Below are 13,871 nucleotides of genomic sequence, written 5' to 3' on the forward strand. Positions count from 1 at the left end.
GCCGCTGGGGACGGGGAGCGGCCGGAGCCGCTCCCGCGCACCGTTAGTTCATTGCGTCGGTGAGAATCTTCGGTGCCTGGTCGCCGTTCGACTGCGGCCACGCCTCGATCAGGTTATCGCGGGTCACCGCAAGGGCCGGGAGCACCACGTAGGGAGGTGCGTCCTTTCCGAGTAGGGCGTATCCGGCAAGGATGCCCTCGGCATAACCAGCGCCGTACGGACGCTGGGATCCGGTTCCCTTGACGTAACCCTTCTTAGCCATGTCGATCGAGATGTTGACGCCAAGGTCGCAAGTGGTGATGACGAGGCTCTTGGACGCGCCCGCTGCGCGCGCCGCTGACAGGACGCCTTCTGTTGGAACGTCCCACACGGCCCAGATGCCATTGAGGTTGGGGTGGGCCGTCAGCATTGCGGAGGCGACGCGCTCGGATTCGCTTGAGAAATCAGGGCCTCCGACACCGGTCTCCTGGACGATCTTGATATCCGGATAATCCTTGATCGCTTCCTTGAAGCCGACCACGCGTTCTTTGGTGGCAAAAAGGTCGGACGCATGCGGGATGAGACCGATTTCGCCCTTGCCGTCGAGCGCCTTGGCCATGAGCAGTGCGGCGACCTTTCCCATCCCGCGGTTGTCGGAAGAGACGAGGCTCACATAGTCTTTGCCAGCCTTCATCCCGGCGCCGGTCTGGTCAAGGAAGATGATCTTAATGCCAGCGGCAGCAGCTTTCTTGTATGCTGCGGCCGTGGCTGACTGCTCGGCGGGAACGGTGATCATGACGTCAGGTTTGAGCGCCATGACGCTTTCGATGTCTGAAACTTGCTGCTCCGCGCGATATCCAGCATCAGTCGTCGCAACGATTTCGACGCCGAGCTCTTCCAGGGCCTTCTTTTGCCCGGCCATCTGGGCCTTGGCCCAGTCAGACGCCGTGTAGTGCATCACAATGGCCGCTTTGGCATGCTTCGCCTTGATCTTTTCGATCTCTTCGGCGGATAGCTTCAGGTCGCTCGCGAGGGTCGCTTTTTCGCCGTTGGGCCCGCTTGCCGGGTGACTTTCAATATCCTTGATCTGTTTATCGACATCGATCGCGAAGGCGCTCGGCGCATAGGCAGCGCTGCCGCCGAGGGCAGTGGCAAGGGCGATCATCTGTAGGGACTTGCGCATCGTCATAGGCATTTCGGTTCCTCCCTTTAAGGCCTATTGAGTTCCTCGAATTCAATAACGTATACGTTAATGCATTTGTAAAAGCTGTCAACTGAAGAAATGTCGGGAAACATCGGCGAGCCGAATTGAGCATCCCGCCTTTGGGATGGTTTCAACCACCGTGAGTGCCCAACGCGGTAGTCATCACGGTGGTCGTCTTGTCCGTTTGCCACCAAACGGGTCGAGGCAGACCGCCCCCGTGAAAGCGACCCGGGACGATCCTTCCGGCTCCCGATCGACGCGGTAGCCAAATAAAAGCTATTGCGCAAATACAGAGGTATAAGGTATGAGGTATGATGTCGATGGGCAGACTTTTCGCAGTCGCAGCGGAATGTGATATTGTTATGTTTATCGTGTGTATTGCGTTATTTTGTGTTCTGATATTGTGATGTCCAGAAAAATGCGCCACATTGGTCGCGGTTTATGGGGAGGAAGAATTGACAGCAGCAGTTTCGATCCGCGATCTCGCGAACGCTATCCGTGTCCTGTCCATCGACGCGGTTGAGGCCGCAAAGTCCGGGCACCCCGGAATGCCCATGGGCATGGCTGATGCGGCGGCGGTGCTGTTCGGCCGGCACCTCAAGTTCGATTCAAGCGAACCTGGCTGGCCGGACCGCGATCGTTTCGTCCTGTCGAACGGCCATGGCTCGATGCTGCTCTACAGCCTTCTGCACCTCACCGGGTACGAAGACATGACGATTGAGCAGGTTCGCAACTTCCGCCAATGGGGCTCCAAAACGCCAGGTCATCCCGAATATGGGCACACCGCTGGCGTCGAGACGACCACCGGGCCGCTCGGACAGGGGATCGCGTCGGCTGTCGGAATGGCTATTGCGGAGCGGCGCCTATCAACCGAATTTGGCGCAGCGCTTGTCGATCACCGGACGTACGTTTTCTGTGGAGATGGGTGTCTCATGGAAGGTGTTGGTCAGGAAGCTGCTTCGCTGGCCGGCCACCTGCAGCTCGGCAAGTTGATCGTCCTTTACGACGACAACTCCATCACCATCGACGGCTCGACCGCAATCGCGTTTTCAGAAAATGTGCTCGCGAGGTTCGACGCGTACGGATGGCACACGCAGCGCGTTGACGGTCATGATCCGGATGCGATCGACGCGGCGATCTCGCAGGCGAAGGCGGAAGCATCCAGACCATCCCTCATAGCCCTGAAAACCATCATTGGATACGGCTCTCCGTCAAGGGCAGGAACAAGCTCCGTACATGGTGCACCGCTCGGCGCCAGCGAAGCCGCCGCGACGAAGGCAGTCTATGGCTGGACGGCGGACACTTTCGAGATTCCTGCTCCAATCCTCAAAACTTGGCGCGAAGTCGGCGCGAAGGGCGCCAAGGCGCGCAAGGACTGGCAAGCGCGGCTCGAAGCAGCGGGCGCAGATGCCAGAAGTGAGTTTGAACGCCGCACCGCCGGCTCATTGCCAGCGCGATATGAGGAAGCGGTCAACGCCGCCAAGGCAAAGCTGCTCGAAAAGCCGCAATCAGTGGCAACGCGTAAGGCAAGCCAGATCGCACTGGAAGCGCTGACGGAGCTGCTTCCGGAAATGATCGGCGGGTCCGCTGACCTCACCCACTCAAACTTGACCCGGGTTCCGGCCGTCGACAGCGATTTCACCGCCGCTGCAAGCGGGCGGTATGTCAGCTATGGCGTTAGAGAGTTTGCCATGGCCGCCGCGATGAACGGTATGGCGGCTCACGGCGGCGTCATACCCTATGGTGGCACGTTCCTCGTCTTCTCGGATTATTGCCGCAATGCCATTCGTGTGGCGGCTCTGATGGGCGTCCGCTCTATCTTCGTGATGACGCATGACTCGATCGGTCTCGGCGAAGACGGTCCGACGCACCAGCCCGTCGAGCATCTTGCCAGCCTCAGGGCAATGCCGAACTTGCATGTATTCCGGCCCGCCGACACCATCGAGACGTTGGAATGCTGGGATCTTGCAATAACCAGCAAGAACACACCGTCGGTTTTGGCGCTCTCGCGGCAGAATGTCCCGCAACTGCACGCCCAGCGTGACGGCATCAATCGCTGCGCACGGGGAGCCTATGTGCTGCGGGAAGCGAGCAGCGAACGTGCCGTCACAATCATCGCCACCGGAACGGAAGTCGCGCTTGCGATCCAGGCTGCCGACGAGCTTGAGGCGAGAAACATTCCCGCCGCTGTCGTCTCGATGCCGAGCTGGGATTTCTTCGAACAGCAGCCCAAGGACTACCGCAGCTCGGTCCTCGGCAACGCGCCGCGCATTGCCGTGGAAGCGCTCTCGAAGTTCGGCTGGACTAGGTATGTCGACAGCGAAGACGACGTGATCGGGATGTCCGGCTTCGGAGCGTCTGCGCCGGCCGAGACGCTGTACGAGCAATTTGGGATCACGCGTGACGCAATCGTCACGCGCGCCCTAGCAAGGATAAGGGGCAAGCAATGAGCGCGCCGGCGACACCCGGAAATGACGAAGCGGGCGTCCAGTATGGTTCTGTCGATGAGTACCTCTCGAGCTGGGCTGGTGAAGATTTGTCCCGTCAGGGGGTGGCGGCTCTAATCAACGGTGTGTTGGATGCCGCCTGTCTTTTATCCGCACGCATCGCAGCCGGTTCCCTGGAGGGCGATCTGGCCCACCTTGTGGGATCGAATACCGACGGTGATGCGCAAAAGGCAATCGACATCGCGTCGCACGAGTTGTTCATCGAAATACTCGCACGCGCAGGCGCTGCCAGGGTCCTGTCCGAGGAGGCCGACGCGCCAGTTATGCTCAATGGCCAGCATTTTGCGGTCGCAATCGATCCGATCGACGGTTCAGGCAATGTCGGGCTGGGCACGCCCGTCGGCACGATCTTCTCGATCATGCCTTTCTGCGAAGCTGAAGATCCCTTTTTAACCCCTGGAAAGCGCCAGGCCGCGGCCGGTTATGTCTCATTCGGCAACACCGTCGATTTGGGCTTTTCGGTCGGTGAGGGTGTGCTGCTGGCGACGATGCATCCCCAAACCGGCGAGTTCCTGATCGTCAAAAGGCAGGTTCAGATACCTTGCGACACGTCCGAGCTTGCATATAACGCTTCCAACCACCGTCACCTTCACCCTGCCATGAGCCTGTATCTTCAGGATTGTCTGACCGGCAAGGAGGGAACGCGCGGCCGCGATTTCAACATGCGTTGGCTCGGATCGGCAGTCGGAGAGCTCCACCGGATCCTGATCAGGGGCGGTGTGTTCTTCTACGCCGGCGACAAGCGACCCGGCTTTGAAAATGGGCGCCTTCGACTGGTGTATGAAGCGAATCCGATCGCGTTCCTGATGGAGCAGGCCGGGGGGCGGGCCACCGACGGCACGACCGCCATCCTGGACAAGATCCCGACCTCTCACCATTGCCGCACGCCGCTGGTTTTCGGTTCGGCGACGGAGGTCGACGTGATCGCAAGCTATCTCAATTCCAATCCAACCAGCGAGTAACACGTCATGGCCAGGATTACTCTCCGCCAGCTGCTGGATGATGCCGCCGAACACGGCTACGGCGTCCCGGCGTTCAACATTAACAACATGGAACAGGCGCTTGCCATCATGGAAGCGGCCGACGAGACGGATTCGCCTGTCATCCTCCAGGCGAGCCGTGGGGCGCGAGCCTATGTCAACGACATCATGCTCAAGCACATGATGGAGGCGGTGACGGAAATCTATCCGCATATCCCCGTTTGCGTCCATCTTGACCACGGAAACGAACCGAGCACCTGCGTCACCGCGATCCAGCATGGTTTTACGTCCGTAATGATGGACGGATCGATCCTTGCTGACGGGAAAACCGCGGCGGATTGGGACTACAACGTTAAGGTCACGAGAAGCGTCAGCGACACGGCCCATTGGGCAGGGGTTTCGGTGGAAGGGGAGCTTGGCGTTCTGGGCTCGCTTGAGACCGGTGCGGGCGAGGCGGAAGACGGTCACGGCGTCGAAGGCAAGCTCGATCCGCATCAGCTTCTGACCGATCCGGAGGAGGCGGCGAAATTTGTCGCGGAGACCAAGGTGGATGCGCTTGCCGTCGCAATGGGCACCAGCCATGGCGCCTACAAGTTCTCACGCCGGCCGGACGGTGACGTGCTGGCAATGGATGTTATCGAGGCGATCCACCGGAAACTTCCGAATACCCATCTCGTCATGCACGGTTCGTCAAGCGTGCCGGAGGAGTTGCAGGAAATTTTCAATCGCTTCGGCGGGCGGATGAAGCCCACCTGGGGCGTGCCGCTCGAGGAAATCCTGCGCGGCATTCGGCATGGTGTGCGAAAGGTCAACATCGACACGGATTGCCGCATGGCAATGACCGGGCAGGTGCGCCGAGTGCTGTCCGAAGATCCGACAGAATTCGACCCTCGCAAATATTTGAAGCCTGCAATGACGGCGCTTTCAAAGCTGTGCCGCGAGAGATTCGAAGCTTTCGGAACGGCAGGGCGCGCAAGCTCCATTCACGTTGTGCCGCTCGCGGAAATGGCGAAGCGGTATCGAGCCGGCTCGCTCTAGGTCGGCCAACATCCATTTGAACGCAAACGTGGTGAAGCGGGACATGACCGAGAAGAAAACCCTCTGGATTGGCACCAGCTGGAAGATGAACAAGACGCTTGCCGATGCCGCGCAGTTTGCGCACGGTCTCAGGGCCGCAGACATCACGTCCCATCCGCGCATCCAGCGCTTTGTCATCCCTCCTTTCACTGTTGTCCGGGAAGTGAAGACCACGTTGGCGGGCACGTCGGTGAAGGTAGGCGCGCAGAACATGCACTGGGACGAGGAGGGCGCCTGGACGGGCGAGATTTCACCCTTGATGCTCAAGGACTGCAACCTCGACATCGTTGAGCTTGGTCACTCCGAGAGGCGTGAACATTTCGGTGAGACGGACGTGACGGTAGGACTGAAAGTCGAGGCGGCGGTTCGCCACGGCTTGATCCCGCTCATCTGCATAGGGGAGACACTTTCCGAACGCGAGGCCGGGCGAGCCCGCGACGTCCTCGAGCGCCAGGTTCGCGGCGCGTTGGGAAGCCTTTCTACCGACCAGAAGCACAAACCGATACTGCTTGCCTACGAGCCTGTTTGGGCCATTGGCGTCGATGGAATCCCCGCGACAGCGGACTACGCCGACGCCCGCCAGGCCGAGATCATCGCGTTCGCGGAAGCCGTGCTCGGCCGGCGCATTCCCTGCCTCTACGGCGGTTCGGTCAACGCGGACAACTGCGAAGAGCTCATATCCTGCCCCCATGTCGATGGGCTGTTCATCGGCCGCTCGGCCTGGAAGATCGAGGGCTACCTCGACATCCTCGAAAAGTGCGCCGCCAAAATCTGAGGAGTGATGAAGATGAAAATTGCAGTAGCAGGCGACAGCGCGGGCGAAGGCCTCGCCAAGGTCCTCGCCGATTATCTCAAGGACCGTTTCGAGGTGTTCGAGGTCTCCCGGACGGACGCCGGTCTCGACGATTTCTATGCGAACCTCTCCGACAGGGTCGCCAACGGGGTGCTCGACGGCACCTATGACAAGGCCATCCTGGTGTGCGGCACCGGGATCGGCGTCTGCATTTCGGCAAACAAGGTGCCGGGTATTAGGGCAGCCCTCACACACGATACTTATTCCGCCGAGCGGGCGGCCTTATCGAACAACGCCCAGATCATTACCATGGGCGCCCGTGTCATTGGATCGGAACTTGCGAAGACGATCGTCGACTCGTTCCTCGCCCAGAAGTTCGACGAGAACGGTCGCTCGGCGAGTAATGTTGCCGCCATCGACGAAGTCGACACGAAATACCACGCTCGCTAGCGCAGAAGACGTGCAAACAACTGCGCGCGGTCGACGCGCCAGGCGCAATCAGCCTGGCGCATTATCGTTTTCTGGCAATTTTCAGAACCCGGCGAATAGGCCGGGCGGCATACGGTATCCGGGCTTCGCGTCCGCCTTCAGATGCCGCCGGTGATGATCGCAGTGCGACCTGCGGGAAATGCAAGATGCGCCACGCCTTGACGTGATGCCCTGGCTGTCATTTCAGCAGGGATGTGCGGAAGTGTTCCATGTTTTCCTCGACGCTCTCGCGGCTGAGGTCACCGGTCTTTCTGTCCCGGATCATCTGAAACATGTGTTCGTGGAGATCGACTGCGCGCCATTTGCCACTGACCTCTAGCGATTTTTGCACCCAAGGCGCGACCATCGTCAGCACGAAGTCGGCGATCACGACGATCAACGGGTTTCCGGCAGCTTTGTATATTGCTCGGTGGAAATCGAGATCGGCCTTGAGGAGATCTTCGATCGCGGAGTTCGCATCCTCCGACAGCCTTTTTAGTCGGTCGATGCACTCTCTCATCGTGGCGAGGTCTTCGTCCGTGCGCCGCAGCGACGCGAGTTCTGAACAGTTGCGGTCGAAAATGTATCGCAGTTCCATCAGCATCTCAGGCGTCGAGCTCTGAAGATAGAGCTGAAACATCGCGAGCGGCATCGCCGGAAGGCCTTCGTCCTTACGGATGTAATTTCCAAAGCCATGACGCGTCTCGACAAGACCCGAGACCGCGAGCGTTTTGATCGCCTCTCTGATTGGAGTGCGACTGATCCCGAGAAGCTGGGCCAGCTCTTTTTCATTGGGAAGTTTGTCACCAGGCCCGAGGTTGCCTTTGGCAATTTCGCCCGTAATGTAGTCGAGCGCTATGTCCAGCCGGCTTGGGATTTTCTTTGGGTCAACAGACAGCATTCCTGGTCACGCTCCAATCAGAAATCGAAAAGGTACGAGGTCATACCGCGTTTTACCGCTTGCGACAAATGCCGAACGTCGAACTGGCCACTTCTCCAGGTTATTCGCTGATTTGTCCCAGCCGCTTCGAGGCTTTTGGATCGAATGGGAACATGAGGCCAGCGGCCAGGAAGCCGCCGTCGACGTTCAGGGTGTGCCCCGTGATATAGGCAGCATCGTCGCTCGCCAGGAACACCGCGGCATCAGCGATTTCCGATGGTTCGCCATAACGGCGTTGCGGAACTAGCCGATGATAGGCGTCACGCGTTTCGACCGTGTGCATGACTTTCGAGACCTCGGTCAATATCGGGCCCGGTGCGATGTTATTCACGTTGATTCCCGATTCCGCGAGTTCGACCGCCATAACCTTCGTGAGGAGTTCGACGCCGGCCTTTGAGGCTCCATAGGCCGAACGTCCTACACCGCCCTTCTGACCGGACAGCGAAGCGATATTGATGATCCGCCCATAGCCTTTGGCGGCCATGATCCGAGCAAAGGCTTGCGCCACGAGGAATGTTCCGGTCAGATTGATCCGGACGACGCGTTCGAATTCCTCCCTTGAGCTTTCGAGAAACAGAGTGGTTGCGCCCACGCCCGCGTTGTTCACGAGTATGTCGACCGTGCCGAACCGGCCAATCGTTTCCTTAACGATCGTCTCAACGTCTTCGTTGACGGAAATATCGGCGCGGACGGCCAAAGCCCGCTCCCCAAGCCGCTCGGCGGCTTCGTTCGCCACTTCCAGATCGCGGTCGACGATAACGACATTCGCGCCTTCGCGAACATAGGCTTCAGCGATTGCCAGTCCGATGCCCCGGCCAGCGCCCGTCACAACGGCAGTGCGTCCAGAAAGTCTCATCTCGTCGTCCTCCAATTTTCTCGATACGAGGTATAAGGTATAAGGTATGACCTTGACAGAGTTATGAGCGGCTTCTATGAGTATTGTCAAGAGTGAAGCCCGGCTGATGTATGGAGGAAGATATCCTCGGCCGGGATATTGGGAGGATCCGATGACATCAGCTGGCAAGCTCAAGGCCGTGTTTTACGGCGACGACTTCACGGGTTCTTCCGAAAACCTGGCGCAGTTCCATCGCAGTGGTGTGAAGGGAAAACTCTATCTCGCACGCCCTTCAGCACAGACGGCGTCAACAGATGCTCTGTCTTATGATGTGCTTGGCTTCGCCGGTACCGCAAGGGCGTTGTCCGGCGTCGAGCTCGACGAGGAGCTTGACAGCGCGTTTTCGATCATGCGCACCCTCAACAGTCCGCTTATCCAATACAAGATCTGTTCGACGTTCGACTCGTCGCCCACCGTTGGAAGCTATGGTGCTGTTCTGGCGCGCGCTGCGGCTCACTTCGGCAAGAGGGACGTTCCAGTCCTCGCCGCGACCCCGGACTTCGGGCGCTACACCTGTTTCGGAAATCATTTCGCGCGCTTTGCCGACAGGATTGAGCGGCTCGACCGGCACCCGAGCATGTCGCGCCACCCCAGGACGCCGATTCACGAGGCGGATCTGCGCATGCATCTGGCTGGGCAGACAGATAAGGAATTCGTCAACGTCACGCTTCCCGCAATCCGGAACCGTTCGGCAATGGAGGAGCGTGTCTTCAAGGCCTTCCAAGAGGGGGCAGGGGTCATTTTCGATGGGCTCGAAAATGCGGATCTTGCGGCTGTCGCCGATCTGCTCTGGGCGCGGTATCCGACACGTCCGATGTTCGCGCTAGCAGCTCAAGGCTTGGCGCAACAACTCGGCGCTCTTTGGGCCCGCTTGGGCCTGCTATCGTCGGCGGAGCCCGTCAAGACGGAGATTGCCGGCGTCGAAAATCTACTCGTCTTATCAGGTAGTTGCGCCCTGCAAACCGGGCGCCAGATTGCGGTGGCCGAAGCTTCCGGGTGGAACCTTGTCCACTTGGATGTCTCGACAGTCCGGTCCGATGATGATGCTGAGGCAGTTGCGCGGGAGGCTGCTTTGAAGGCGATCGAGAGCCTTGTGCGCGGTCGATCTACAATCATCTACACGGCTCGCGGGGAAACCGGCCGTCTGGCCGGCGGCGATGTTCCCGCGGAACGCTTGGGCGCCATCTACTGTGACGTTGCGCGTGCCGTGCGCCGCGCGGTTTCCTTGCCGCGGATCGTGTTTTCGGGCGGTGACAGTTCGAGCTATGCGGTGCGGACAATCGGCGCCGAAGCGCTCGAGATCGCCGTTTTTGACGAAGTTCAAAATTGCCATGTCTGCCGCCTGGATGCGCCGGGCGACGCCGAAGTCGATGGCCTCGAAGTCATGCTGAAGGGCGGGCAGATTGGTGCCGATGACTTCTTCCTGCGGGCAAAGGCGGGCACCTCGGGTTATCTGGTGGCGTAAGGAGCAAAAGATGCAAAAGAAAATCATCCTCGAAGCCAGGGTCAACGAGTACGCGCCGCGCACATCCAACCCTAATATCCCATACACCGCCGACGAGATCGTTGAGGCCGCCGTTGCAGCCCGCAAGGCGGGAGCGGCGATTCTCCACTATCATGCCAGGACAGCCGACGGCGGTGCGACAAACACCGTTGAGGCAAACGCCGAAATCATCCGCGAAGTCAGGCAGGCGACCGATCTACTCATCCTTCCCACGCTCGGCTTTATCTCGAATGATGCCGACGCCATGAAGCGCATCGACACGGTCGCAACCCTGGCATTGGACCCTGCTACGAAGCCCGATATTGCGCCCATCGATACCGGCTCGGCCAATCTCGAGCTTTGGGATGCCGAGACGCGCAGGTTCGAAAATCCAGAACGTTTGTATCTCAACACGACCGAAAGTCTCGCGCACTACGCGCGTACCTTGGCCGAAAAGGGCGTAAAGCCGAAGCTGGTTTCCTGGTCTGTTGGGTTCACGCGCCGCGCGATCGCTCTGATGGACGCGGGCCTTGTGAGGGGGCCGGCCTACTTTCTCCTCCACCTGACGGGAGGGCGATACATTACCGGGCATCCGCCGACCGAGGCGGGTCTCATGGCGCATCTTGCATTTCTGCCCGACGACCGGCCGATCGAATGGACGGTCAATTGCCTTGGCGGCAATCTGTTGAACATTGCTCCTGCGATCTGCCGTCTGGGCGGCCACATGGCTATTGGAATAGGCGACTATCCCTATCGCGAGTTCGGCACACCCACGAACGCGGAAGTCATATCGCGCGCTGTTGAGATTGCCCAAAAGGTCGGACGAGAGCCGGCTACACCTCAGGAGGCACGCGCGATCCTCGAACTGGACGCCGCGTAGAACCAATACGGCATGCGATCCGCACACACGCGGCATAGATTTCGATTTTACGAGGTATGACGTCATATCATGGTCAACGCAACTGAGAAGATAACAGTTCAGGGAACCGCGCAGTCGTCTTCGGCACGCGTGCTTCTGCGGGCCGAGGGCGTGGAAAAGTCGTTCAACGGCGTCCCAGCGCTCGTTGATGGCCGACTAACTCTAAAGGCCGGGACCGTCCATGCCTTGTGCGGCGGTAACGGCGCCGGCAAGTCGACATTCCTCAACATCACGATGGGACTGCTCCGCCGCGATGGAGGGATAGTGGAGATCGATGGCGAGCAGGTCGACTTCAAAAGCGCCGCTGACGCCTTGCGTCACGGCATCGCGATCATCACGCAGGAGCTTTCCCCCGTCCCCGAGATGACCGTCGCCGAGAACCTCTACCTTGGCCGCGAGCCGAAGCGACTTGGCGTGCTCGTCGATTTTAGCCAGATGCGCAGGGACGCCCAGGCATTCCTCGATGAACTCGGCTTTGAAGTCGACGCTGCCAAGAAGATGGGGGAGCTGAGCCTCGCCCAGATTCAGCTCGTCGAAATTGCGAAGGCTCTCAGCTATCGGGCACATATCGTCATCATGGACGAGCCGACATCTGCTATCGGCGAACACGAAGTCCATGTCTTGTTCAACGCGCTCCGCAAGATCACCGCGCGCGGTTCCGCAATTATCTACGTGTCTCACAAACTCACCGAAATCTTCGAGATCGCGGATGAGTACACAGTCTTCCGCGACGGCCGTTTCATCGAGACTGGAAACATCAAAGACATCGACCGCCGTCATCTTGTGACACAGATCGTCGGCCGTGAAGTCAAGCTGGTCGAGAAGGGCAAGCCTCTCGAAGACGCGCCAATCCTGCTTTCGGTCTCGAACTTGGCGCGCGGGCCTCATTTCCGAGACATCTCGCTAGACGTGGCGTCCGGCGAAGTGGTCGGAATCTACGGGCTGCTTGGGTCCGGACGAACCGAGTTCCTCGAGACAATATTCGGGCTGCACTCACCAACGGGAGGCGAAGTTGTCTTCAACGGCGGTAAGGTCAAGCCAGGCAGTCCTAAGGACGCAATTCAACGTGGAATGGCGATGGTGACCGAGGATCGCAAGGACAGTGGTCTCGTGCTCTCGGCATCGATCGCCCACAACATCACGCTTTCATCGCTGGCCTTGATGGCCATCAGCGGTTTCATCCGCGGGGACAAAGAGCGCAGCGCAGTTCAAGACATGATCGTCTCACAGAGGATCAAGTCGGCGTCGCCAGATGTTGCCGTCGAAACTCTGTCAGGGGGCAACCAACAAAAAGTCGTGCTGGCCCGGTGCCTTCTGACAAATCCAAAGCTTCTCATTTGCGACGAACCGACGCGTGGCATCGACGAAGGTTCCAAGCAGGAGATCTACGCGTTCCTGCGAGACTTCGCGGCAAAGGGCAACGGCGTCCTCGTGGTCTCCTCGGAGGCACCGGAGATCATGCAGCTCAGCGACAGGATCGCGATTTTCAAACAGGGGCAGCTCCTCAGCATCATCGACGGTGCCGAAGCAACGCAACAGACGCTTATGGACATGGCGAGCTGATGAGCGGTCATAGCCCCATTCACGGGAGGACTTGAGTAATGAATACCATCGCTGCGGCGAAGCCCGGAAACTTCCGCGCCGGGGAAATGATCAGGCAGTTCAGCATCGTTCTCGTGTTTTTCCTGATCGTCGCGTTCTTCGCGTTCGCGAACCAGTACTTCATGACATGGTTGAATTGGCTGAATCTCGTTCGCCAGTCGTCGATCAACGGCATTCTGGCGATCGGAGTGACCTTCGTCATCCTTACTAAGGGCATCGACCTCTCGGTCGGCTCCGTAATGGCGCTCGCGGGCATGATCGCCGCCAGCCTCGTAACGGAGACCAACGAGAAGTTCGTGCTTTTCGGTATCTTTGCGGGCCTCGCGGCGGGAGCCGGCCTTGGCTTGGTGAACGGCGTGCTTGTTGCCGCGGTCAAGGTCCCGCCGTTCGTAGTGACGCTTGGCATGTTGAGCGTGGCCCGCGGTCTCACCTTGATCTTTTCGGAAGGACGCCCCATCCCGAATCTGTCGGATCCCTTCAAGTGGATCGGCTCCGGGCAGATCATGTATATCCCGGTACCGATCGTCATCCTGTTCGTCGTCTTCCTGATTGGATGGACCGTTTTAAACTATACGACTTTCGGCCGTTATGTGTACGCAGTTGGCGGCAACGAGAAGGCGGCTCGCACGAGCGGCATTTCCACCAAGGTGATCGTCGGTGCGACCTATGTGATCTCGGGCCTCCTGGCTGGTCTTGCGGGGCTTGTCCTGACGGCTCGCACCACCGCTGCGCTGCCGCAAGCGGGCATCGGTTATGAGCTTGACGCGATCGCCGCCGTCGTGATCGGCGGGACGAGCCTTGCGGGCGGCCGCGGATCGCTGCTCGGCACACTGATCGGCGCGCTCATCATCGGCACGATCAACAACGGCATGGACCTCATGGGCGTGTCTTCATACTACCAGCAGGTCCTCAAGGGCACGATCATCGTGGTCGCGGTCATCGCCGACCAAATCCGCAAATAAGACCAATACCGAAATTGCCGCCGGGGAAGGCCGGCGACAATGTCCGGCCCAGCGTGTCGCGT

12 protein-coding genes are annotated in these 13,871 nt (G+C 59.4%); 9 read left to right on the forward strand and 3 right to left on the reverse strand.

All coding sequences use genetic code 11. From position 1 onward, the window contains the following. Window positions 1–43: 43 nt before the first annotated feature. Window positions 44–1,174 (reverse strand): substrate-binding domain-containing protein, encoded by a 1,131-nt coding sequence (locus tag GGI60_RS26695; protein WP_004129791.1) that lies wholly within the window; start codon window positions 1,172–1,174, stop codon window positions 44–46. Window positions 1,175–1,611: 437 nt separating this feature from the next. Between GGI60_RS26695 and tkt the strand changes: the two genes are divergently transcribed. From tkt to GGI60_RS26720, 5 genes are read left to right on the forward strand one after another with little or no spacing between them, the layout of a single operon-like run. Next, window positions 1,612–3,633 (forward strand): transketolase, encoded by a 2,022-nt coding sequence (gene tkt, locus GGI60_RS26700; protein ID WP_246720492.1) that lies wholly within the window; start codon window positions 1,612–1,614, stop codon window positions 3,631–3,633. Then, window positions 3,630–4,652, forward strand: a complete 1,023-nt coding sequence (locus tag GGI60_RS26705) for a class 1 fructose-bisphosphatase (protein WP_183934871.1) — start codon at window positions 3,630–3,632, stop codon at window positions 4,650–4,652. The genes tkt and GGI60_RS26705 overlap by 4 nt, the downstream gene beginning before the upstream one ends. A 6-nt stretch (window positions 4,653–4,658) precedes the next feature. Continuing rightward, the gene (fba, locus tag GGI60_RS26710; protein ID WP_183934872.1) at window positions 4,659–5,708 is read left to right on the forward strand and encodes a class II fructose-bisphosphate aldolase; all 1,050 of its coding nucleotides are present in this window, start codon (window positions 4,659–4,661) and stop codon (window positions 5,706–5,708) included. Window positions 5,709–5,751: 43 nt separating this feature from the next. Then, the gene (locus GGI60_RS26715; protein ID WP_183934873.1) at window positions 5,752–6,522 is read left to right on the forward strand and encodes a triose-phosphate isomerase; all 771 of its coding nucleotides are present in this window, start codon (window positions 5,752–5,754) and stop codon (window positions 6,520–6,522) included. Between the two features lie 12 nt (window positions 6,523–6,534). Then, complete coding sequence (locus GGI60_RS26720) at window positions 6,535–6,990, forward strand: RpiB/LacA/LacB family sugar-phosphate isomerase (RefSeq protein ID WP_183934874.1); 456 nt, start codon at window positions 6,535–6,537, stop codon at window positions 6,988–6,990. 217 nt (window positions 6,991–7,207) lie between these two features. Here the strand turns inward: GGI60_RS26720 and GGI60_RS26725 are convergent, their stop codons facing one another. Next, a complete protein-coding gene (locus GGI60_RS26725) occupies window positions 7,208–7,909 on the reverse strand; it encodes a FadR/GntR family transcriptional regulator (protein ID WP_004129783.1) in 702 nt (233 codons plus the stop codon). 100 nt (window positions 7,910–8,009) lie between these two features. Further along, a complete protein-coding gene (locus GGI60_RS26730) occupies window positions 8,010–8,804 on the reverse strand; it encodes an SDR family NAD(P)-dependent oxidoreductase (RefSeq protein ID WP_004129782.1) in 795 nt (264 codons plus the stop codon). 151 nt (window positions 8,805–8,955) lie between these two features. Between GGI60_RS26730 and GGI60_RS26735 the strand changes: the two genes are divergently transcribed. The 4 genes from GGI60_RS26735 (at window position 8,956) to GGI60_RS26750 (ending at window position 13,809) form a co-directional block, all read left to right on the forward strand. Next, window positions 8,956–10,308 (forward strand): four-carbon acid sugar kinase family protein, encoded by a 1,353-nt coding sequence (locus tag GGI60_RS26735; protein ID WP_183934875.1) that lies wholly within the window; start codon window positions 8,956–8,958, stop codon window positions 10,306–10,308. 10 nt (window positions 10,309–10,318) lie between these two features. After that, window positions 10,319–11,206: a 3-keto-5-aminohexanoate cleavage protein gene (locus GGI60_RS26740; protein ID WP_028753509.1), complete on the forward strand. Its 888-nt coding sequence runs from the start codon at window positions 10,319–10,321 to the stop codon at window positions 11,204–11,206. Between the two features lie 69 nt (window positions 11,207–11,275). Beyond that, window positions 11,276–12,808, forward strand: coding sequence for a sugar ABC transporter ATP-binding protein (locus tag GGI60_RS26745; RefSeq protein WP_040140011.1), 1,533 nt, complete (start codon window positions 11,276–11,278; stop codon window positions 12,806–12,808). A 38-nt stretch (window positions 12,809–12,846) separates the two neighbouring features. Beyond that, window positions 12,847–13,809 (forward strand): ABC transporter permease, encoded by a 963-nt coding sequence (locus tag GGI60_RS26750; protein WP_183934876.1) that lies wholly within the window; start codon window positions 12,847–12,849, stop codon window positions 13,807–13,809. The last annotated feature ends 62 nt before the right edge of the window (window positions 13,810–13,871 follow it).

The sequence above is a fragment of the Rhizobium lentis genome, assembly GCF_014200175.1.
GTDB classification, from domain to species: Bacteria; Pseudomonadota; Alphaproteobacteria; order Rhizobiales; family Rhizobiaceae; genus Rhizobium; species Rhizobium mulingense.

Coding starts and splice junctions, on each gene's coding strand:
- GGI60_RS26750 (WP_183934876.1), top strand. CDS start 12,847: ATGAATACCATCGCTGCGGCGAAGCCCGGAAACTTCCGCGCCGGGGAA.
- fba (WP_183934872.1), top strand. CDS start 4,659: ATGGCCAGGATTACTCTCCGCCAGCTGCTGGATGATGCCGCCGAACAC.
- GGI60_RS26735 (WP_183934875.1), top strand. CDS start 8,956: ATGACATCAGCTGGCAAGCTCAAGGCCGTGTTTTACGGCGACGACTTC.
- GGI60_RS26745 (WP_040140011.1), top strand. CDS start 11,276: ATGGTCAACGCAACTGAGAAGATAACAGTTCAGGGAACCGCGCAGTCG.
- GGI60_RS26740 (WP_028753509.1), top strand. CDS start 10,319: ATGCAAAAGAAAATCATCCTCGAAGCCAGGGTCAACGAGTACGCGCCG.
- GGI60_RS26695 (WP_004129791.1), bottom strand. CDS start 1,174: ATGCCTATGACGATGCGCAAGTCCCTACAGATGATCGCCCTTGCCACT.
- GGI60_RS26725 (WP_004129783.1), bottom strand. CDS start 7,909: ATGCTGTCTGTTGACCCAAAGAAAATCCCAAGCCGGCTGGACATAGCG.
- GGI60_RS26720 (WP_183934874.1), top strand. CDS start 6,535: ATGAAAATTGCAGTAGCAGGCGACAGCGCGGGCGAAGGCCTCGCCAAG.
- GGI60_RS26715 (WP_183934873.1), top strand. CDS start 5,752: ATGACCGAGAAGAAAACCCTCTGGATTGGCACCAGCTGGAAGATGAAC.
- GGI60_RS26705 (WP_183934871.1), top strand. CDS start 3,630: ATGAGCGCGCCGGCGACACCCGGAAATGACGAAGCGGGCGTCCAGTAT.
- GGI60_RS26730 (WP_004129782.1), bottom strand. CDS start 8,804: ATGAGACTTTCTGGACGCACTGCCGTTGTGACGGGCGCTGGCCGGGGC.